This is a genomic window from Paenibacillus sp. FSL H7-0940 (genome assembly GCF_037979415.1).
Classification (GTDB): domain Bacteria; phylum Bacillota; class Bacilli; order Paenibacillales; family Paenibacillaceae; genus Paenibacillus; species Paenibacillus amylolyticus.
Genome location: NZ_CP150280.1, coordinates 2,111,460 through 2,131,884, shown reverse-complemented (window position 1 = coordinate 2,131,884; position 20,425 = coordinate 2,111,460). Strand labels below are relative to the sequence as shown.

Genomic DNA, 20,425 nt, shown 5'->3' with positions numbered 1-20,425 from the left:
TTCTACAATAAACCTTACAGAAATGCCTTTCAAGCATAACTTGTTATAAGATATGAGTATTTGCTATGTGGTGTATAAACGCTAAACTAAAAAGCAAGGCAACTGGAGAAGAAATTGAAAGGAATGAATGATATGGATAAGACAAAAGTATGGTTTATAATTGGCGCTGGTCGAGGTATGGGCACAACTATTGCTAAGGCTGCTTTAAATGCTAGACACAAGGTTGTTGCTACCGGCCGGAATCCCGATGCAGAGGTTCGCGCGATTGGTGATTCCGAGAATGTAATGGTTGTCCCATTAGATGTTTGCGAGCCTGCTGATGCACATGCCGCAGTTAAGGCGGCAATTGACGAGGCCCAACCGCCGCAACGCTTCATTGCAGGAGCCGACGCGATAGACATTGCAGAGCAGAAAATTGCCAACCTTCAGACAGAGATCAATGCTTACCGTGATCTCTCTAAATCCATGGCATATGACAACTAAACGAAATCACCTGCTTGTATTCATTCTGACCTTTGGTGTATTCAGTATTTTAAATACGGAGATGGGCGTAATCGGTATCTTGCCTTTGATTGCAGACCATTACGAGGTCAGTATCTCAACCGCTGGTTTGATCGTGAGTCTTTTTGCGCTTGCGGTTGCTATATCTGGCCCCATTTTGCCCTTATTATTTTCGGGCATAAACCGCAAGCATGTCATGTTGTTTGTACTTGGCATTTTTATTGTGGGCAGCCTGGTCTCCGCCATCACATCAAACTTTACGGTATTGGTCATTGCACGTGTCGTTCCGGCTTTTTTCCATCCGGTCTATTGCTCATTGGCATTTACGGTCGCAGCGGCGTCAGTCCCCAAGGAAGAAGCGCCGAAGGCAGTGGCTAAAGTATTTGTAGGCGTGTCGGCAGGCATGGTACTTGGAGTACCCCTTTCGAGCTTGATTGCCACCAGCACATCGTTGTTCTATGCGATGTTGTTCTTTGCCGCCGTAACGATCGTTGCATTTGTATCAACACTTCTTTTTGTGCCCTCAATGCCAGTTACGAAAAGAATCTCTATGGGTACTCATCTGTATGTATTGAGAAGATCCGTGATGTGGCTATCCATTGCTGGCGTGATTTTCATGAACGGAGCTGTATTTGGGGTCTATAGTTACCTTGCCGAGTTTCTGAAAACCGTGACAAGATATGAGTGGAACACCGTCAGTGTGTTGTTATTTCTATATGGCTTGGCCAATATGGTTGGGAACATGATAGCAGGGAAACTGCTCGCTAATTTCCCTTTGAGAACGATCAAGATGTATCCCATTGCATTAATAACGGTATACATCTTGTTGTTCACCTTCGGACAATTTAGTGTGCCAACAGCCTTCCTTATTTTCATTTGGGGGATCATAGGAGGCATAGGAGGCAATATCACTCAATATTGGGTGGTATCGGCAGCACCAGAGGCACCCGAATTGTCGAATGGGATCTTTCTAACCTCTTCCAACCTGGGAACAACACTTGGTGCTAGTGTATGTGGACTAATCGTAACTGGAATAAGTACACAATATATTGTAGTTGGAGGAATCATGTTCCTTATCTTTAGTATCGTAACGAATTACTTCAGAATCTCCATGACTGGCCGATTCGAGGGCTCCAAAGTTGAAGGATAAGAGGCGGATGTAGTGATAGCCGTTATACATTACCGTTTCGGCATTTTGCTCTCATCCATATACAACAGGTTCCAGCGGTGACCGTCCAGGTCGGCAAATCCCGCGCCGTACATCCAGCCGTCTATTTCACCCGGCTTGCCAAAGATGGTTCCTCCAGCTAACTCGACTTTTTCAATAAAAGCATCAACTTCTTCTCTGCTGTCAGCACCAATGGAAAATATCACTTCTGCGCTATGGGAAGTATCTGCAGTTTTGGCACCCGTAAATTTCTCAAACGTTGCATCTGGAAACAGTAGAATAGTTGTTGAGCCTATGACAAGCTGGGCTCTCTCGTTGCCAACATTCTCCCCATGGAATCCAATCTCATTGAAAAAGGTAGTGGATTGCACAACATCTTTCACCGGCAGGTTCATCCAGATTTTTTGTGACATGGCAGTAGCCTCCTAGAGTATATTTTCAACACTCTTACTATACTCTACCTCAATTCAAAATTACATAATCAGTTCAAAAACCAAACCAAAAGAGCAATCTCCAATGAGGTTGCTCTTTTGGTCATGGCTTATTATGTCTAACGGTGTATACGCAGTTTCTTCCTCCGGCTAGAATGTATTCTCCCCGTTCAATATGAACATTATCACCTAGAACTGTTTTGAATAAATGTAGCTCATTCTTGCATAACCCGGTACATACCGCGGCCGCTTCACAGATCGGACAATGTTTCTCAATGAGTAGGAGACTACCATCATCCTGCTCCTTAACCTCGGCCATATAACCTTCATTGGTACGAATTTCGGCCAATTTCTCCAATCTCTCTTTAACTCCTGATGAATCCCCAAGATGCTGAAGATATTGTTCTTGCATATTTTTATTTCGAACATCCAGCAGCTTGTCCAGCCCTTCAGTACCAAAAGCCTCTTTCATCGAATTGATGAGGCTGACGGATAAATCGGAATATCCACTTGGGAAAAAACGATTAGCCGCGGGAGTTAATATCCATAACTTGGTGGGGCGACCCATGGGACGGGCCTCTTCCATAGTGGTAACCAACCCTTCTCCTTTTAGCGCATTCAGATGTTGACGAATAGCCATTCCGGATAACGAAAACTGAGAGGAGAGAGTGACAACATCCATTCCCCCGCGCTCTTTTAACAGATTAATAATTGCTCTCCGGGTACTGGTCGAGACATCTTTTTTGGTTTGATTTCCGCTCATGGTGCACCTCCTTGTGACGAACTGAATCTACATGACTAACTACATTTTAAACAAAAATGTTGACAAAGTCAAAGCCGAACTGTAGCTTAGACATTATAAACAAAAATGTTTACTAAGTATCCGGATACGATGTATACATACCAATTTTCTTGGAGGTCACATTTCATGTCGTCTAATCATCAAAGTATTTTCAGCCCGCGTTATTTTGCACTAACCATAGGGATTATTTTATCAGTGATGGCCGTTGGATTCGAAGGTCTATCCGTAACCACCATTGCTCCTTCGATTGCTGGAGACTTGAACGGCCTTAGCTTGTTCGGATGGATATTCAGTACATATCTGCTTGCGCAGATTATCGGAACGCTGGTCGTCGGTCGAATCATTGATAAAAGAGGACCTGCAGCACCGTTCACTTTTGCACTTCTGTTGTTTATCGTAGGGCTGATCGCTGCCGCAACCGCAGGCGACATGTATACCATGATAGGATCACGGGCTCTACAGGGTTTGGGTGCCGGAGCTATGATGACTTGTGTGTATACAGCTATATCGTTAAGTTACCCGGATGAGTTACGTGCCAAAATTCTTGGAGCATTTGGTACTGCCTATGTTCTTCCGTCCATGCTCGGTCCATATGTAGCAGGAGTTATCGCAGATCAGTGGTCCTGGCGCTTTGTTTTCTGGGGGATCTTACCTGTGCTGGTGGTTTCAGCATTGCTTAGTTTACCTGCCTTTAGGAAATTGAAAGTGCAGAAGACGGGAGGGGATAGCGGATCTTCATCCACTTGGATGGCGTTACTCTTAACGTTGGGTACAGGGATTTTCCTGGTTGGTCTAAGTAGGCTCCCGAGCATTATGGGATTTGTTTTAGTCGTGATTGGCCTAGTATTGATGATATTTCCTCTCCGTAAATTGCTACCGAAGGGAACACTTACGTTGCGCAGAGGAATGCCAGCTATTTTGGCAACACGTGGATTGTTCTTCGCTGCCTATACTAGTACACAGAATTTCTTGGTATTGGCTCTAATCGATGTGAAAGGAATTACACCTTCTCAGGCCGGATTAATTGTGGCGAGTGCAGCATTAAGTTGGTGTATCATTGCGTATCTGCAAGGACGGTGGGATGCGGCAGATCAGGGCAGTGGACGTCATATGAGAATTATTCTTGGCGTAATGTTACTTGCCATAGGGATTGCCATCGTATTTTGGGTACCTGTTGTGACCGTTACCATTGCAGTTATTGGGCAGATCATTGCAGGAGTTGGTATTGGATTGGCGCATCCGATTAGTGGTGTTGTCGCATTTTCCCAAACGGGGGAAGAAGGCGTGGGCCAAACCTCGGCAAATCTGCAATTTGCAGATTCTTTTACACCTGGTGTAGTGATCGGCATTGGTGGTTCCATTCTTGTCGTGTGTCAGGCTGGCGGTATGTCACTTCAATCCGGCTTAATTGTAGCCATGGGTTTCCATCTCTTGTTAATCGTCACGAGTATCATTGCCAGCACTCGGATCTCAACACGCGGATGAATAAGAAAGTGGGTGTACAGACCATTGTTCACTGAAGACCCGAATAAACTATTTACAGCTTATCGCATCATCGGAACGAAATGGACGATCCATATTTTATGTGCTCTGTCTCAAGGCCCGAAGAGATTCGGTGAAATATTCGATATCATTCCTTCCATTTCCGAAATGATCCTCTCCAGACGTTTAAAGGGTCTTCAAGATGATCATTTGGTCAAAAGAACAATACGGACACGCCCTACACAAATTATTTATGAACTTACGCCAAAAGGAGCTGCTCTTGCAGCATTCATACCCTGTCTAATGGACTGGGATACCAAATTTCAAAATGATACCACCGGGAGGAATAAAGATGATCATTGAGGTCAGTGATACAGCATCGGACAAAATCGTTGAGATCTTATCAAGTGCGGATATCCAAAATGCCTTCCTTAGAGTAGGCGTTGATGAAGGGGGATGCAGTGGATTATCTTATACCCTTATCGTGGATGAACAGCAGGCAGAAGAAGACATTGTGTTAAATAAAAAGCAATTTAGGATATTGGTTCACGCAAACAGTATTCCATATATTGATGGTCTAGAGATTGACTATGAAGAGAGCGGAATGTTAGGCGGATTCACCATGAATAATCCAAATGCCAAAGTTTCGTGTGGATGCGGAGCCAGTTTCAGAATGGCCAATTATCGTGGCGAAGTGAAAAAATGTGATTAATGAAGGAAGGAGTGCAGAGCAATGATCTCATTTGTAGTATCTGAACAAGCAATCGATTCATTTAAGAAAGAATGGGAATTGGAAGAAGACCAATATGTAAGGATTTATGCAAAATATGTCGGAGGAGGCTCCGATGCTTTTACAATTGGCATAAATGCGAGTGCTACACCGGTCGATCCCGCATTGGTTCAATCCATTGGAGGATTTCATTTCTTTGTTGAAAAAACAGATGCCTGGATCCTGGAGGATGAACTTCTCCAAATTGACTGTAATGAAGATGGCATATTTTCAAGCAAAATCTCCTATTGAACATGGGTACCCTATTCTAGACCACGATCTCACTTTTTAAACATTTAACTTTACAAAGTGTAACACTTCATGTATATTCAGGGAGTTAAAAGGTTTAATTTACCATAATAACCATCTAATTACGGAGGTGTGGAAGACAAACAACAATCAGATTGGGATTTTTGATGCTCAGTACAGGGCGACTACAATTGGTATTATGCTGGTTCTGGCAACCGTAGCTTTCGAAGGACTGGCTATCACAACGATTGCCGCGAAAATGGCACAAAGTTTAGAGGGCATTCATTTATACGGTTGGATCTTCAGCGCATTTTTGTTATCTCAGCTTGTTGGAACCTTGGTTATGGGGCAACAGATTGACAAGCGCGGCGTTTTTACATCCATGCTGATATCTTTTAGTGTTTTTGTGTTAGCAACTGTGGTCTCCGCTGTCTCTTTCGATATGCATATGCTTATTGCCGGAAGAGCCCTTCAAGGTTTTGGAGCGGGGGCCCTGATCACATGCATTTATACCTGTGTGACGTTACATTATCCAGATACACTTCGTACTCAAATCCTGGCCGCATTCTCTATGGCATTTGTCCTGCCTACCTTAATCGGACCTTATGCAGCAGGCCTTATAGCTTCCTACATCTCGTGGCGATATGTTTTCTGGATCGTTTTACCCTTGATTGGAATAGCGCTCAGTCTCACATTCCGTTCTTTCCGTAATTTGCAGCTTCAGCAAGATCTGTCAGGTCCAGCGCGAGCAACCGACTCAAAGATTATGTATGCGATTCTGCTTGCGGTTGGAACGGGGCTGTTACTCACAGGACTTGGTATGATAACCGAATGGAAAGGCATAGTACTCACTTTGGCTGGATTAGTCGTCATGATCACACCAATGCGTAAATTGCTGCCAGTAGGGACTTTTTCGGTAAAAAAAGGATTGCCTGCTACTTTGGTATCGAGAGGGCTATATGTTGCTTGTTATTTTACAACGGAAAGTTTTGTGATCTTGGCGCTAACCGAAGTGAAGGGGTTATCAGCTGACCTTGCTGGCCTCATCGTAGCAGCAGGTTCTCTGAGCTGGTCCGCCGCAGCGTGGTTACAAGCCAAGCTTGATGCACGAGATCAAGGTCGTGCCCGAAAGGGTAGGGTCATGACGGGCATTGGGATTATGATCGTTGGAACTGTACTTGTGATCCTGGCTCTTATTTTGACGGACGGCGGGATTATACTCATCCTTCTCTCACAAATGATTACAGGGTTTGGTGTTGGATTGGCCAACCCTACAACAGCAGCCATTGCTTTACAACATGCCTTGCCCAGGAAAGAGGGAGAAATGTCCGCGAATCTGCAATTTGTGGATTCCTTCTACATGGGCGTAAGCATTGGAGTTGGTGGCGCTCTAATTGCCTTGTCCGAAACGTTACAGTGGGGCATATCGACAGGTGTTTTGATCGTGTTAACACTGCAATTATTATGGGTCTTGTTAAGTTTCTTGGCATCACTACGAATTACCAAACTCGTTCATCAAGAACATCATCCAATCAACCAAGTGAAGGATAACATCTCCATGTAACGGATGACGACTGCGTCGTTAAATACATCATGAAGAACGGGGGGACTATTTGCATTGGGAGGTGGGTAAGATGGCACGTGTATTAGTAGTCATTACTCCAGCTGAAGGACATGTGAATCCGTCGTTAGGATTAGTTACTCAGTTGATAGACAATGGTGAGGAAGTCATCTATGTGTGCACGGAGGAGTACCGTTCCCGAATTGAACAAACCGGTGCACAGATTATAACCTATCCATTTCCACAAGATGCCTTCTCTCATGATCCGGTGTTGAAACCCCAGGAATACAAGCATTCTTATCAGTTCATTTATATGATGGTAAGCGGTATTATCCGGAGGATCATCCCCAATGTGCTGCAGGTGATCGAGGATCAAAAGTTCGATTATATGATCTTTGATTCCCTGATGGGATGGGGAGGGACTATTCTTGCAGAAAAACTGGGAATTCCTGCGGTGTGCTCGATTGCGTCCTTTGCTTTTGTGGAGCCTCTGGGGTCTAGCTCAGTTCTGAATGAGACGGAGACGAAGGAGCTTTATGAGGCTACAATGAAGATCACAACGGAGTTAGCTGAAGAGCTTCAAGTGAGTATTCCAGCCATGGAGGAGATTCCGGCACATGCTGGTCAGTTAAAGCTTGTGTACACCAGCCGTTATTTTCAGCCGCAGGCAGAAAAGCTGGATGATCGTTTTATTTTCACGGGTCCTTCGATCATAACACGTCAAGATGCTCCAACCTTCTCGTTTGAGGTGCTTCGTGAACGGTACCCGCAAACCGTGTACATTGCTATGGGTACGATTTTAAATAAAAATTTGGATTTCTATCAGCTTTGCTTTGAAGCATTAGGGGATCTACCCGTGAATGTTGTTTTATCTTCAGGAAAGTACACGGACATGACGCCGCTGGCGAATCAAGTTCCTCCTAATTTTATCGTCAAGCCATACATTGCCCAGTTGGACATGCTGCAGCATACCGATGTTTTTATTACACATGCTGGAATGAACAGCACAAGTGAGGCGTTATATTACAACGTTCCGATGGTGATGATTCCATTAACATCGGATCAACCTCTTGTCGCCAATCGGGTACAGGAGTTGGGGGCGGGTATTACTTTAAATAAACATAACCTCAGTGCAACTAATTTGAGAGAGGCATTAACAGAAGTACTACACAATTCACTTTATAGACGGCAGGCTTACCTCATTGGTGAATCTTTAAGGCAGGCTGGCGGTTACAAGCGAGCTGCCGAAATGATTATGAGTCATATGGGTTCAGGCCGGGGAAGTTACACAATTTAATGGTTTTCCATTCAAAGTCGCTTAATAAGCGGCTTTTTTTGGTTTTAATAGTCTTAAGACTTGACCTACAGTTAACTCTATGTCTTATACTCGATTAGGCTTGCAAATTATATAAGGAATTGGAGATTTTATTTATTATGGCGAAGAGCACGAATTGGAATGTTTTTGGACTGGCAATACTACTAGGTTTATTTTCTACATTAGGTCCATTTACGATTGATATGTATTTACCGGCTTTTCCGGAGATTGCACAAAATATGAATACAACGGCATCACTTGTACAATTTAGCCTTACTGCTTGTTTATTAGGACTCGGTGTAGGACAACTTGTTATGGGTCCTTTGAGTGACGCGTACGGTAGACGTAGACCATTGTTGATCTGTATGGCAGCCTATATTATTTGTTCCTTGGCATGTGCTTTTGCTCCGAATATCGGACTATTAATTTTGTTTCGTTTCACGCAAGGATTTGCAGCTTCAGCTGGAATTGTCATTTCCCGTGCGATAGCTAGAGATCTATACAGTGGACATGAACTCACTAAATTTTTCTCTTTGCTGTTGCTTGTAGGGAATTTGGGGCCTCTGGCAGCACCCATCGCGGGAAGTGGGGTTCTTTCATTCACAACCTGGATTGGCGTGTTTATCTGCCTTTCATTCTTGGGAATTTTCTTATTAATCATGACAAAGTGGAGCTTAAAAGAAACACACCCTATCGAAAGACGTATAGTTCCTGACTTCAAACAGCAATTGGGTAATTACAGAATGCTTCTGCGTGACCGCAAATTTGTTGGTTACATGCTGGCACAGGGAATCATGACGGCAGGGGTCTTTGCTTATGTGGCCGGAACACCATTTATTTACCAAAATATATATGGAGTCACACCCACAGTTTTTGCTATACTGTTTGCTTCAAACGGAATCAGCTTGATCATCGGATCTCAAATCGTGGGTCGATTGGCCAAACGTATCCCTGAGCAGACGCTGCTATTATCGGGACTATGGCTTGCTATAATAGCAAGTGTGGCTGCTTTGGTCGTAACCCTGGCTCATGGTCCACTTTTCGCATTGGTGATTCCATTGTTCTTCTTTGTATGCTCGATCGGCATTACGTCTACAGCGGCATTCCCACTTGCCATGGAGAGTCAAGCTAAGATGGCCGGAAGTGCAGCAGCACTGCTCGGCGTTGTTCCTTTTCTTCTGGGTGCACTGGTTGCTCCTCTGGTCGGCATCGCGGGTGAGGACACTGCCGTCCCGTTAGGACTCACTTTATTAATGACCAGTATCATTGCGATTGTTACTTATTTCCTACTCGTTAAAAACGTCCCGCAGCATACACCTAATCATGCCCAGTCTAATGCTGACTTTTAGCATAGAAGGAACAGCTCGCCAAGCATTGGCGTGAGACATAAATGAATATGATTCCATCACAAGTCGCTGCAATAGCGGCTTTTTTGGTATTTCTTACTGAACGCTCAGCCTGAATTCAGGTAAGACATGGTTAGAAAATGGAGAGACTGGGGAGGAGGGGCTGCTCACTGCTTCATTTGATATAAGCTTAATCTCTCCTGTACAGCATTCAGAAATTCTTTTGGAATCTCCTTCACCTTGATGTCTTCACCTAGAAAGAGCAACCAATTGGTGATTTCGGTTAACTCTTCCGAGTTATGAACATTCACAAATGCCTTTAGGAGAGCCGTAGTCTGGTATGGATTTGTATAGGCAATTGAAAACTTTAAAGGATGGTATTTTTTGAATTGCGCAATCGCCTTTGGGCCAAGTTCCAGGACAAGGTTGATAACTTCTTCCTGTGTATTTCGTTTGAGTTGTTCTACAATCTTTTTTGTACTCAATCTTTTTTTCGCCGGGTATGCTTCGACATGGATGAGGTTGTCAACGGATACGATTCGTCTTTTTTCTTCCTCCAAGTCAAAACCTTCAATGATCCAATGGCCTTTTTGATGATGAAGGTGCAAGAGAACGATGGGATAGGACTTTGTTTTCTTCTCTTCTTGGACAGTAACTAACAAATAACGTTCTATAAGAAGAATTTGGATGAGTTTTTCCAAGGTAGGGTGAGGCAGGTCTGATAGATCAAGCAAGTCTGGATTATGGGGATTGGTCCCTTCAAAAAGCAATATTTGATTCAAATGTACAAGGTCATCTTGCTGGTTTTCTGAGATAAGGCCCAATAATTTTTCAGCCAAAGATTGACGACTCTTCAGATAAGGAAGCTGTTGATTTCTTGTCGCCATAAAGGCAATGAATAACGCTTTGATTTCATTATCGGTAAACCGGACCGTGGGCAGGAGGGAGTTGTTCATGACAAAATAACCCCCGTCACGCCCTACTTCAGCGACAAGTGGCATTCCCATGGCTTCAATTTCTCTGATATCTCGAATGGCTGTTGAACGAGAAATGTTAAATTCTCGCATGATTTCAGAGATGGTAAAGTGTGCACGGTTATTGATATACCGCGTGATGGTATTAATGCGTTCAACTTTTTTCATTGGGCCCCCTAAACAGTATCATATTCTGACATGATTTAAGGTTATTATAAACCTATCAAGTGAAAACACAAATCAATTGAAAATTTAAAAGAGGACGGTGTAAACCATGAGTAATTATCATTTCGAAGAAAAAGAGAGCTTTATCGTGTTAGGTATTGGAACGGATCTTAAGAGCGACTATACAGACTATGTTGGCATCAGCAAGGAGAAGGCGGATTTTTGGTCCACGGTGAAAGAGGATGGAAGCCTGGACAAACTAAAGTCTCTGGCAACAAACGACTACATTTTTGCAGTAAACGAAGCAGTAAATAACCAGATGATGCATTATGCTGGTGTCATGACAGCAGAAACTTTGCCAGAAGCAACGAGAGTAATCCAATTTCCTAAGGGAGAATACCTGGTTGTGAAGGGCGAAGCTGAAACGGCTGATGCGCTCAATAATATGCTTACTGGCATTGCCTTTGGTCAAGCCCTCCCCGTAGAAAAAGATTATGCCTATGTTGGCGGTCCAAATACAACAGTTGAAATGGGAGAGAAAAACGGTTTGGTATATGGTGAAATGTGGATTCCTGTTGTTAGGAACTAACGAGCAGGGGAGATTGGATAGTCGGTCGTATATCGTTTAAAGTCACGAACATAGTACTATTAAAAGCCGCTAATGTAGCGGTTTTTTTGTTGTTCATTAGGAGCATAATCATACATGAAAACAGCAGATCACTAATAAAATAGATGAAAGGAAGAATTATGGAAGGGAGCAGTCTGAGTGAATACTCGTCTCGCTGAAACAACCATTTGTGGGGAGTTCCATATCAATTCAGCAAACATAACAGAGGTTTTAACGCTGTGGTCAGCATCTTCAACCTTAAAAGTACATGGTACAGTAAGTATTTATAATCATAAACAAAGTAATTCATCTGTCTTTTTGAACATAATACATAATGAAGGAACGTGTTCGCTTCCTGTTCTACCGGGTAACACCTGTGCTTTTAGCTGTGCCGGAATGCATCATATTGAAGTGGAGATTGAAAAGAGCTTAAACAATATTGCAAGCGGCACATTTGGAATAGATATATACTATCAAGTTCTAAATGAAGAAGAGGATGAGGAATAAATGGAAACAAAGTTGGAATAGCCCGAACCACTACTATCTCCCCACATATATTTATAGAAAGAGCATTTTTAAGGAGGTTCACAAATGGCTCAAATTGGTAATTGTAATAATACGGTTTCTCCAGCGGTGGTAAACGATGCCGTATGTACTACGATAAGTTTGTCAGATACGGGAGGGACACCAACAATTATATACGAAAATTCCTCAACGTTTCTGGTAAACGGAACTATTCTAATTGAGAATAACGGAGTGGGGGCTTCACCCACCGCTGCTTTGCTTATTGACGGTGTTCAAATTCCTGGTTTTGTCGTAGCCCCAGGTAGCAGTAGATCTTATACTGCACCAACAATTAATACTATAAGTCTCATTGGAGCCGGTGCGGGAACAACAAGTATCAAAATTGCGTTCTCTTTGAATTACAGATTCTAAGTATAGGATATTCAATGCAAAAGAATCCCTTCTTTTATAGGAAGTGGATTCTTTTTTTAGTTCGATGTCTAGTAATTATCATTTAATAGATTTAGTATTCCTCAAGTATGTTATCATATTCTTTGTGATGGCGGCTTCATTCGAGAACAGCTAAGTAATAAGCACTTTTTATTATTTACATAAAGTCAATGGAAGGCAGGAGATATAGCAGTATGGTCACGCTGATACTTTCGCTCGTTATGATTATAAACATATTACTCTCAGCGGTATTTTTGTTTTTTGAAAGGAGAGACATTGGTTATACTTGGGCCTGGCTCATGATATTTTACTTCATTCCTATTTTAGGTTTTATCGTTTATCTCTTTCTGGGACGTAACCTCAAAAAGAAAAATTTCTACGGACTTTCAGCTGAAGAGAGAAACTCCCTAAAGTTAATTGTCGAGAACCAGTTAGTGACATTGAAGGAGCAACGTAAGCAAAACAACCCACTGCTCATGAAATATGCTGACCTGATTCAATTGAATCTCACTTCATCCAATGCAATCCTAACCAATGACAATGAGATATTCATCTTCGATGATGGACAAGAGAAATTTGATTCTTTATTTGCTGATATCAAGGAAGCCAAGAAAGAGATTAACATCCAATATTACATTATTCAACCGGATTCCTAAGGGAAGAAATTACGAGATGAATTAACCATAAAAGCTAAAGAAGGCGTAAAAGTGCGAGTTCTCTATGACGAAATTGGTTCAAAGAAACTTTCATTGAAGTTTTTCAGAGAACTGATCTCTGCCGGTGGAGAAGTAGAGGTCTTTTTCCCGTCACTGATTAGGCCATTAAATTTCCGTATGAATAATCGAAATCATCGAAAACTTTGTATTATTGATGGAGAGATTGCTTATATTGGCGGATTTAATCTGGGGAATGAGTATCTAGGCATGGATAAAAAGTTTGGATACTGGCGTGATACACATTTTAAAATGCACGGAGATGCCGTTAATCATATTCAAGGCAGGTTTATTTTGGATTGGAAACACGCTAGCAAATCCGATCAAGTAAGTTACGAACAATACTCCTTCAACACAGCAAGGCTTGATGGTTCAAGTCCAGTTCAGATTGTGTCTAGTGGTCCTAACTCACAGGTGGAACACCTGAAGAATATGTACATCAAGCTTATAGTAAATGCCAAAAAGAGTGTGTATATTCAAACGCCTTACTTTATTCCTGACAGCACTTTTATGGATGCATGTAAAATCGCACTGCTATCCGGGGTGGATCTGCGCATTATGATTCCCAATAAGCCCGATCACCCGTTTGTATATTGGGCGACTTGGGCGTATGCTGGTGAATTATTGGACTATGGCGCCAAGATTCTGTTATATGATAATGGATTCTTACACGCAAAGACCATTGTAGTAGACGAAGAAGTCGCTTCAGTAGGGACGATGAATATTGATTCCCGGAGCTTTAGGTTGAATTTTGAGGTGAATGCAATTGTATATGACGAGCGAGTTGCGAAACAACTTCAAAAATTGTTTCATCAAGATAGCCAGTTAAGTACAGAACTTACTTCTGAACGTTATAGAAACAGGTCCCTTATTATCAAATTTAAAGAAGGAATATCACGTCTTCTTTCACCTATTTTATAGGTCAGCTTCACTGCCGATGTTATACTCAACCAGGCACGATAAAGCTTTTCACTGAAGTTCTTCTTAACGACTAGAGGTATTAGCAAATCCTTCTTTTTAAGTCAACAGTCAAAAGCTCTCTTCCAAATGGAAGAGAGCTTTCCCAATTGCACGACAGCATGTTATTAATTTAAAACGCCGCTGCCGACTATTGTAACCTTTACTTCCGGGTGAAAACGAACTTGGGCATATTCTTTATTCCAGTTTAGGCTTTTCCATAAGTTCGGGTAATGGGCAATTAAATGTCTGCCAATACCGAAGGAATCACAACCACTTTGCTGAAGTGTCTTGATAATTTGTTCTGCTTCCTGAGTCATGTCATCGGTTAACTTGCGGTTCAGACGTTCAATTGTGTCTTTATCCTGAAGATGATTCATTGCATACTCAACGATCGTTACTGGAAGTTCGATACGGAGGTTCACATCAATTTGGCTATCACTTGCCACCTTTACCGCAAGTTTGCGCTTAATTTGTGCGATATTTGCTTCATAAGTGACATAGTTCCGCGGGTTGTTGGAAGGCCCTGGGTGGACCTTTTTGACAAAACGCGCTGTTTTATTCCATTTCCCACTCATAATAATGTATAGAGGAGCCTGTTCGGTCGTAAGACTCCCATTAAACCTTTGCCCATGAAACAGGGCGATTCCCCTAGCATCAATCTCCTCTCCATCCTTATATAGATAAGGCAGTGTAAAATCCTGTCCCGGATCCAGCATGGGAGGGAGAAGGGTCTCTAACGTCATTTCCGGAAAAATACATAATTCCTCCAGACTCTTAATTTTTTTCGTAATAAAATCACCAATCAATATGCTGCCAACTTTTTTTTGGTGTAACAGATCTCCGGCATCGCCATCCACAATAGCAATTTTCACATGTGATGTTGGGTAATCGGGTTCCCGATATAAGACGTCCAGGTAGGGGTAGATATCATTTTGTGCGAGTTTGTTGCCGTATAAGATCATCCCATATTTGAAAAACCGGATATCACCAGTCACTTTAGCGCGAATTCTATCTGTACTTTGACGGACGGATCTCCCGGTGCCTGAGTGGACTTCATTACCGCTGCTCCCTTGTTGACTCTCAGAATCATCGACAATTTCAAGCGTCTGTTTAATTTCACCCTCTGAGGTGATGTCAAACGCCGAAGCATTAGCCAGTCTTGCATCTTTTAAACTATCCTGATCCCAACATCCCGTCATCACCATGAGCAGGGTCAGCAGGATGAGGATTTTCCCCCGTTTACTCATATCATCTTCTCTTTTCGTTTCATTATATAAGATAGAACCAACAGGAGCAGAGGCAGGATCATGAGAAAAAAGTATGCCGATCTGTTGGCTATCGTACTAATTAACTCAAGTTTTTCCTTCTGTTGTGGCAGATACGCAATTATGCAAGAAGCAAGAACGACATAAGGCACGGCTTTTTTATGGTGTTTTTGTTTGAAGAGATAACTTATACCATAAGATGCCGTATAGTAATAGCCACATATGGCCCCGAAAATTGAAATTAACCAGATAGGGAGGAACAGGAAATCGGCCCGATCCATTGTCCCGAGTGGGATAGAGCGGAGCAGATAAATAACCGGTTCAGGCATTAAGTCAAGTTGCTGGGGGCTGAACGCCGTTGAACAAATGAACACGGTGAATGCATACAACACCACGACTACAGCACTTGCTAAAGCAACAGACTTGAGTTTGCCACCGCTGCTACCTTCAACCATAGGAAACACAACGAGAAAAAACTCGAATCCAAACATAGCCATTAATGTTTCCGTTGATCCACTAATGATATTGGGCCATCCTGCTTCGGTTAAAGGCAAAAGATATAACAGATTAACTTCCTTGAGTCCATAACTGATTAATACCATCATGGGCAAGACCAAAAAGGAGATGAGTACAAGTACTCGCGCAATGATTCGTAATTTTTGCCGAACCAAATAGATACTGCTGAACAAGAAGAGGGCTAATATAGCCCATCGAGGCGTATCCTGCAGCATCCAACGGTTAATCACACCGTAACCGTTCACCAGAACAGAAGTACCCATTAACAGGAAATATCCAACGTAGGCAATGATCAGCAACTTGCCAATCCATTTCCCCGTAATCAGCGTTACAATGTCATAAATGGATGAACTCGGGAATCTTCGCATCAAAAGCCAGCACAACAATATGACAAGTTGGATCAGGAACCCTCCAAGGAATACAGAGATCCACCCACCGCCTTTAGAGAGAAGGTGTATACGGTAAGGGAGGGACAAGATATCTACACCAATTTCAAATTTCAAAATGAGCAAGAATAATTGTCCCCGAGTGATTGTTGTTTCCTTATTCACGTTTTTTCCAACTCCTAGAGAACTTCTGCTGATTCAGCCGCTGCGGGCGGGCATCATGAGGACGCCCGCGAAGCGCCCAGATGGGAAATCGAATCCATACATCCTTCATGTCAGCTAATCGGAAAGGGGCCACTGGAGCAAAATAAGGCGATCCAAAGTTTTCCATCTTACAGAGGTGAATGGTTAGAATCACTAGACCAAATGCGATGCCGATATATCCAAAAAGCGCCGCTCCAATCATCATTGGAAAGCGGAGAATACGGACTGCCGAACTCATCTCATGCGAAGGCACCAAAAACGACGAGATAGCGGTTAGTGAAACCACAATAATCATTGTATAGGATACAAGCCCCGCACGAACGATAGCATCTCCGATGACCAAACCGCCAACGATGCCGATGGTCTGGCCCACTCGGCTGGGAAGTCGGACCCCGGCTTCTCTTAGTACTTCAAAGATCAGTTCAAGTAACATTGCCTCTACAAGTGCAGGAAAGGGGATGTTCTGCAATGATTTCTTGATTGTGTGTGCCAGCTCGATCGGTAAAATAGCAGAGTGAAAAGAGATGGTAGCAATATAAACAGCAGGTAATGTAAAAGCAATGACAAAACTCATCATGCGAATTAACCGTAAAAAGGAACTGACAATCCAGCGACCATGGTAATCATCCGGACTTTGATAAAAAGCAAAAAACGTAACTGGAGCGATAAGAGCTGAAGGACTTCCTTCGGCAAGTATGGCGACACGTCCTTCCATCAAGTTGGCAATAACCCGGTCAGGTCTTTCTGTATTGAGCTGCTGGGGAAACAGAGAGAAGGGGTTATCCTCCATAAACTCTTCAATAAAACCTGGAGCGAGCACCATATCTGAAGATATGGACGTGATTCGCTCTTTTACTTCGTTCACCAACTCCGGATTGGCCAAGTCCTGAAGATATACAACTGCAATTTTGGTATGTGTCTTCTCGCCGACGTTAAAATATCGAACAATTAGAGATGGACTAATAATTTGTCTACGGATCAGATTCAAATTAACCGAAAGCTGCTCTACGAATCCATTGTGCGGCCCTCGAATAACGCCTTCATTCTCCGGTTCGGTGGTGCTTCGGACATACATTTTCTCGGTAGAAAGAATGTAAAACTCCGGGTACCCATCGATTATGTAAAGACTTTTCCCTTGAATAAGTGAATCTATTCCACGTTGCAGATCCGTATCTTTTCGACTTTCTAAAGTGGTGAACGATGGGTAAATCTCCGAATGAGCTTGGCCATTCAGTGCTGTTAAGACATGTGTTTGAATGATCTCCTGATCTACAAGTGAATCGATATAGAGAAGCACACTCTGTACACCATTAAGTAGAAGCTGTTGTTGTTTCAAATCGTCAGTACAGTAGAGGGACTGTTCAACATAAGAAATATTCATTTTTAATTCAGAAAAAGCCTGATTGGTTGGGGTCATTGATCCACCTCTTTATAAAATGCGACATGGATTATCTTGTGCAAAATCAAGACTATTATGCAATAGGCGCTTCTTATTCAAAGAACTTATAACCAAACATTGAAAAAATAGTTGCACAAAAATCCATAATTTACAATTCAATTAGAAACTTTTTCCTAAATCTAGCGTCTAATACTATGACTTTTTGAGGGGTTATACATTACTAGAGAGTAGAAGGAGCCAAAGACAACACATGAATATGAAGAAGAAATTATCCATTTTTACCGCTTTAGCCGTTTTTCAAGCATTTGCAGTCGGTTCTGTGAGTGCGCAATCAGCACCGCAAGGTGACACCGCGTCAGTAAACACAGCCAATGTAGAATCAGTTGAGGTGTTAAAACAAGAGCAGCCGATTGCAGAGCGTGAAGTGAAGACGGAGAGCAATAACAAATCTATCAATACTCCGCCCACTGAAGCCAAGGACACTCAAACCTCAACCGACACTGAGGCAACACCCAAAACAGATAGCGAGAAACCTGCATTGGAGGGGGGAGAGACCCCTGCAAACGAAACGGGTACAAAACCTGTAGTTCAAGAGGAAACCCCTGAGAAGGTTGAAACGCCAGCTACGCCTGCTCAGATAGAGCAACCATCCGTTGATGGGACGTCTCCTGCAGTAGCAGGTGGAAATCTGACGTTGTACATGAATAGCAACAAAATGGAGCAGGATGGAAAAACGTATCTTGCTGGACAGCCAATGGCTGTGAAAAACGGTGTATCCTATGTTGCAATCCGTGCGCTGGTTGACCGTGTGGGATATGGCGTCAAATATGATAACAAAACCAAGGAAACCATCATTATTAGTGGTGAAGATGAGCTCCGATTCAAAACTAACAGCAAGGACTATACGGTAAATGGAGAGACCAGAACGATGAAAGGCCCTGCTTATCAGCAAAAGAGTACATTCATGGTGCCGTTAACTTCCATTACTCAAGCTCTGAACATCACCTATAAAGTGAATCAGTCGGCGAAAACGGTTGTGTTGAATCTTAATACAAAACCTGTTGCAAGCTTTACCATTTCCCAAAAGGAAATTTTTGCGGGTGATCAAGTGGACTACGTGACTTCTTCCAGTTCACCTAATGGAATGGATATCGTTGACGAACGCTGGACTGGTCGCCAGGATTCATTTGATCAAGCAGGTACATATACGATTTCATATCAAGTACAGGATTCCAATGGTCAATGGAGTGATCCCTATTCAACTACGATTGAAGTTTTGGCTCCTAATCTTCCTCCTGTAGCCATGTTCGCCACGGATAAAGAAGAGTATAAAATGGGCGAAAAAATAACATACACAGACCAAAGTACAGATGATGAAAATAATATTGTTAAAGCGGCCTGGGAGAACAATTCACTTGCGTTCTTTGAACCGGGTCCAAAAACGGTGACACTTACAGTTACTGACAATCACGGTGCTACGAACACGTACTCCAAAGTCATCACCATAACCAATGAGACCTTATATTCATTTACCGACTTCAATTTACTCTTCACGCCGGTAGGACAGAAATTCACCTTTAACGGCGGCGAAGTGACTACGATGGAGAAAGTGCCTTATACGTACATGGATGAGCCAAGTTTGCTGATCCGCAGTAACAGTCCGGAAACTGTGAATACGGAAGGCATTGTATATAAAGAATCATCTTTGGGGCAGACCCGTTTCATGATTCACCACGTGAACAATACAGGCAAAAGAGTAAAAATGTATGTGATTGCAACCAATAACAACCCAAATCCGGCAGTATTTGAACAACAGAATATGGGCTTTGCCGGACCTACTCCGTATGCTACCGTAGCTGGGAAATTGTCTATTGATAAATGGTTCAAGTCGATTCAGACTGGAGCGGATCAAAAGAAAGAGTACCTTCAACCTGGAGAAAGCAAACTCATTTTGACCGAACTTAATAAAACGCCGATGAAAGAAGGACAAGTCATCTCTCTCTATTCGGACGCTTATAGCGATTATTCCTTAGACTATAACGTTATCCTGGTGGAAGAAAATAAAGATCCGTTCGAGGCTCTGCCATTGCTACCTGTGCTTGATCGTGACGGAGTGCACAACCGTGGTACGTACCCGAATGCGACTCGCGTTATAAAGTACGATGAGCACGTGGGAATCAAACCTGCCCGTCTGCCACTTGGTGACAATTCAAGCGATCCCAATCTGGTAGGAACAGATCCGATGGCATACACAGACGCATCCAATGCGGGTAATTTTGGCGTATTGTACAAAATCACGCTGACCAATGTTGCACCGCGTACGCTTATCTCCTTTAACCCTCGTGGAGGGAAGTACTCCGGAGTAGCTCTAGTGAACAATCAGTTGGTATCGATTGCCGATGGTAACGTTGCGGTTGCCAATTCAAGTGAACAAAGCGTTCTTTACCGCACCGGGTTAACTGGAGAGAGCGTAACGATTCTATTCTCTGCCGCACCGGGAAGCAACCTGCCGGTCAATCTGCTCTTTACACCACTCCCATCGGAGAAGTAAAGGTATATAAAGTTTTATATCTAAATCAAAGGCAACCGAACAGGAATGATTCGGTTGCCTTTTTTTGCGTTGGAAGAAATCAGACTATAGTTGGGAATGAATCATCT

General features: G+C 42.9%; 19 protein-coding genes and 1 pseudogene. 14 read left to right on the top strand and 6 right to left on the bottom strand.

The window, feature by feature from the left end; translation table 11 throughout:
* Positions 1-123 precede the first annotated feature (123 nt).
* Positions 124-483, top strand: coding sequence for an SDR family NAD(P)-dependent oxidoreductase (locus MHB71_RS09405; RefSeq protein ID WP_340029394.1), 360 nt, complete (start codon positions 124-126; stop codon positions 481-483).
* Entirely contained in the window at positions 473-1,651 is a 1,179-nt protein-coding gene (locus MHB71_RS09400; protein ID WP_340029393.1) for an MFS transporter, read from the top strand. Before MHB71_RS09405 ends, MHB71_RS09400 begins: the two co-directional genes overlap by 11 nt.
* A gap of 29 nt (positions 1,652-1,680) precedes the next feature.
* Here MHB71_RS09400 and MHB71_RS09395 read toward each other — a convergent pair whose 3' ends face one another.
* The gene (locus tag MHB71_RS09395) at positions 1,681-2,082 is read right to left on the bottom strand and encodes an extradiol dioxygenase (RefSeq protein ID WP_340029392.1); all 402 of its coding nucleotides are present in this window, start codon (positions 2,080-2,082) and stop codon (positions 1,681-1,683) included.
* A 121-nt stretch (positions 2,083-2,203) separates the two neighbouring features.
* Positions 2,204-2,863: a metalloregulator ArsR/SmtB family transcription factor gene (locus MHB71_RS09390; protein WP_253508613.1), complete on the bottom strand. Its 660-nt coding sequence runs from the start codon at positions 2,861-2,863 to the stop codon at positions 2,204-2,206.
* Positions 2,864-3,028: 165 nt separating this feature from the next.
* Here MHB71_RS09390 and MHB71_RS09385 point away from each other — a divergent pair, with 165 nt between their 5' ends.
* The 7 genes from MHB71_RS09385 to MHB71_RS09355 all read left to right on the top strand — a co-directional run bounded on the left by MHB71_RS09385 (position 3,029) and on the right by MHB71_RS09355 (position 9,627).
* Positions 3,029-4,387, top strand: a complete 1,359-nt coding sequence (locus tag MHB71_RS09385; protein ID WP_036615592.1) for an MFS transporter — start codon at positions 3,029-3,031, stop codon at positions 4,385-4,387.
* A 24-nt stretch (positions 4,388-4,411) separates the two neighbouring features.
* Positions 4,412-4,747 (top strand): helix-turn-helix domain-containing protein, encoded by a 336-nt coding sequence (locus tag MHB71_RS09380; protein ID WP_340029391.1) that lies wholly within the window; start codon positions 4,412-4,414, stop codon positions 4,745-4,747.
* Positions 4,737-5,096, top strand: a complete 360-nt coding sequence (locus tag MHB71_RS09375) for an iron-sulfur cluster assembly accessory protein (RefSeq protein WP_100527894.1) — start codon at positions 4,737-4,739, stop codon at positions 5,094-5,096. Before MHB71_RS09380 ends, MHB71_RS09375 begins: the two co-directional genes overlap by 11 nt.
* A gap of 21 nt (positions 5,097-5,117) precedes the next feature.
* Positions 5,118-5,405: a hypothetical protein gene (locus MHB71_RS09370; protein WP_051447399.1), complete on the top strand. Its 288-nt coding sequence runs from the start codon at positions 5,118-5,120 to the stop codon at positions 5,403-5,405.
* Positions 5,406-5,601: 196 nt separating this feature from the next.
* Positions 5,602-6,966, top strand: a complete 1,365-nt coding sequence (locus MHB71_RS09365) for an MFS transporter (RefSeq protein WP_340030153.1) — start codon at positions 5,602-5,604, stop codon at positions 6,964-6,966.
* Positions 6,967-7,036: 70 nt separating this feature from the next.
* Positions 7,037-8,260: a macrolide family glycosyltransferase gene (locus MHB71_RS09360; protein ID WP_340029390.1), complete on the top strand. Its 1,224-nt coding sequence runs from the start codon at positions 7,037-7,039 to the stop codon at positions 8,258-8,260.
* 137 nt (positions 8,261-8,397) lie between these two features.
* Positions 8,398-9,627, top strand: coding sequence for a multidrug effflux MFS transporter (locus tag MHB71_RS09355; protein WP_076253136.1), 1,230 nt, complete (start codon positions 8,398-8,400; stop codon positions 9,625-9,627).
* A 164-nt stretch (positions 9,628-9,791) separates the two neighbouring features.
* Here MHB71_RS09355 and MHB71_RS09350 read toward each other — a convergent pair whose 3' ends face one another.
* A complete protein-coding gene (locus MHB71_RS09350; RefSeq protein ID WP_340029389.1) occupies positions 9,792-10,766 on the bottom strand; it encodes an HTH domain-containing protein in 975 nt (324 codons plus the stop codon).
* 106 nt (positions 10,767-10,872) lie between these two features.
* Between MHB71_RS09350 and MHB71_RS09345 the strand changes: the two genes are divergently transcribed.
* The 4 genes and pseudogenes from MHB71_RS09345 to cls all read left to right on the top strand — a co-directional run bounded on the left by MHB71_RS09345 (position 10,873) and on the right by cls (position 13,958).
* Positions 10,873-11,352, top strand: coding sequence for a GyrI-like domain-containing protein (locus tag MHB71_RS09345; RefSeq protein WP_127548714.1), 480 nt, complete (start codon positions 10,873-10,875; stop codon positions 11,350-11,352).
* A 177-nt stretch (positions 11,353-11,529) separates the two neighbouring features.
* Positions 11,530-11,877 (top strand): S-Ena type endospore appendage, encoded by a 348-nt coding sequence (locus tag MHB71_RS09340; protein WP_076317822.1) that lies wholly within the window; start codon positions 11,530-11,532, stop codon positions 11,875-11,877.
* Between the two features lie 84 nt (positions 11,878-11,961).
* The gene (locus MHB71_RS09335; RefSeq protein ID WP_076327542.1) at positions 11,962-12,306 is read left to right on the top strand and encodes an S-Ena type endospore appendage; all 345 of its coding nucleotides are present in this window, start codon (positions 11,962-11,964) and stop codon (positions 12,304-12,306) included.
* Between the two features lie 188 nt (positions 12,307-12,494).
* Positions 12,495-13,958: pseudogene (cls, locus tag MHB71_RS09330) on the top strand (cardiolipin synthase).
* A gap of 164 nt (positions 13,959-14,122) precedes the next feature.
* Here the strand turns inward: cls and MHB71_RS09325 are convergent.
* The 3 genes from MHB71_RS09325 to MHB71_RS09315 are packed head-to-tail and all read right to left on the bottom strand — an operon-like array spanning position 14,123 to position 17,785.
* Positions 14,123-15,244 carry a Ger(x)C family spore germination protein gene (locus tag MHB71_RS09325; protein WP_340029388.1) on the bottom strand — a complete coding sequence of 374 codons (1,122 nt, stop codon included), beginning with the start codon at positions 15,242-15,244 and terminating at the stop codon, positions 14,123-14,125.
* Complete coding sequence (locus MHB71_RS09320; RefSeq protein WP_340029387.1) at positions 15,241-16,329, bottom strand: endospore germination permease; 1,089 nt, start codon at positions 16,327-16,329, stop codon at positions 15,241-15,243. The genes MHB71_RS09325 and MHB71_RS09320 overlap by 4 nt, the downstream gene beginning before the upstream one ends.
* The gene (locus MHB71_RS09315) at positions 16,322-17,785 is read right to left on the bottom strand and encodes a spore germination protein (protein WP_036615566.1); all 1,464 of its coding nucleotides are present in this window, start codon (positions 17,783-17,785) and stop codon (positions 16,322-16,324) included. The genes MHB71_RS09320 and MHB71_RS09315 overlap by 8 nt, the downstream gene beginning before the upstream one ends.
* A 232-nt stretch (positions 17,786-18,017) precedes the next feature.
* Between MHB71_RS09315 and MHB71_RS09310 the strand changes: the two genes are divergently transcribed.
* Positions 18,018-20,318, top strand: a complete 2,301-nt coding sequence (locus MHB71_RS09310; RefSeq protein WP_340029385.1) for a stalk domain-containing protein — start codon at positions 18,018-18,020, stop codon at positions 20,316-20,318.
* Positions 20,319-20,425: the final 107 nt, after the last annotated feature.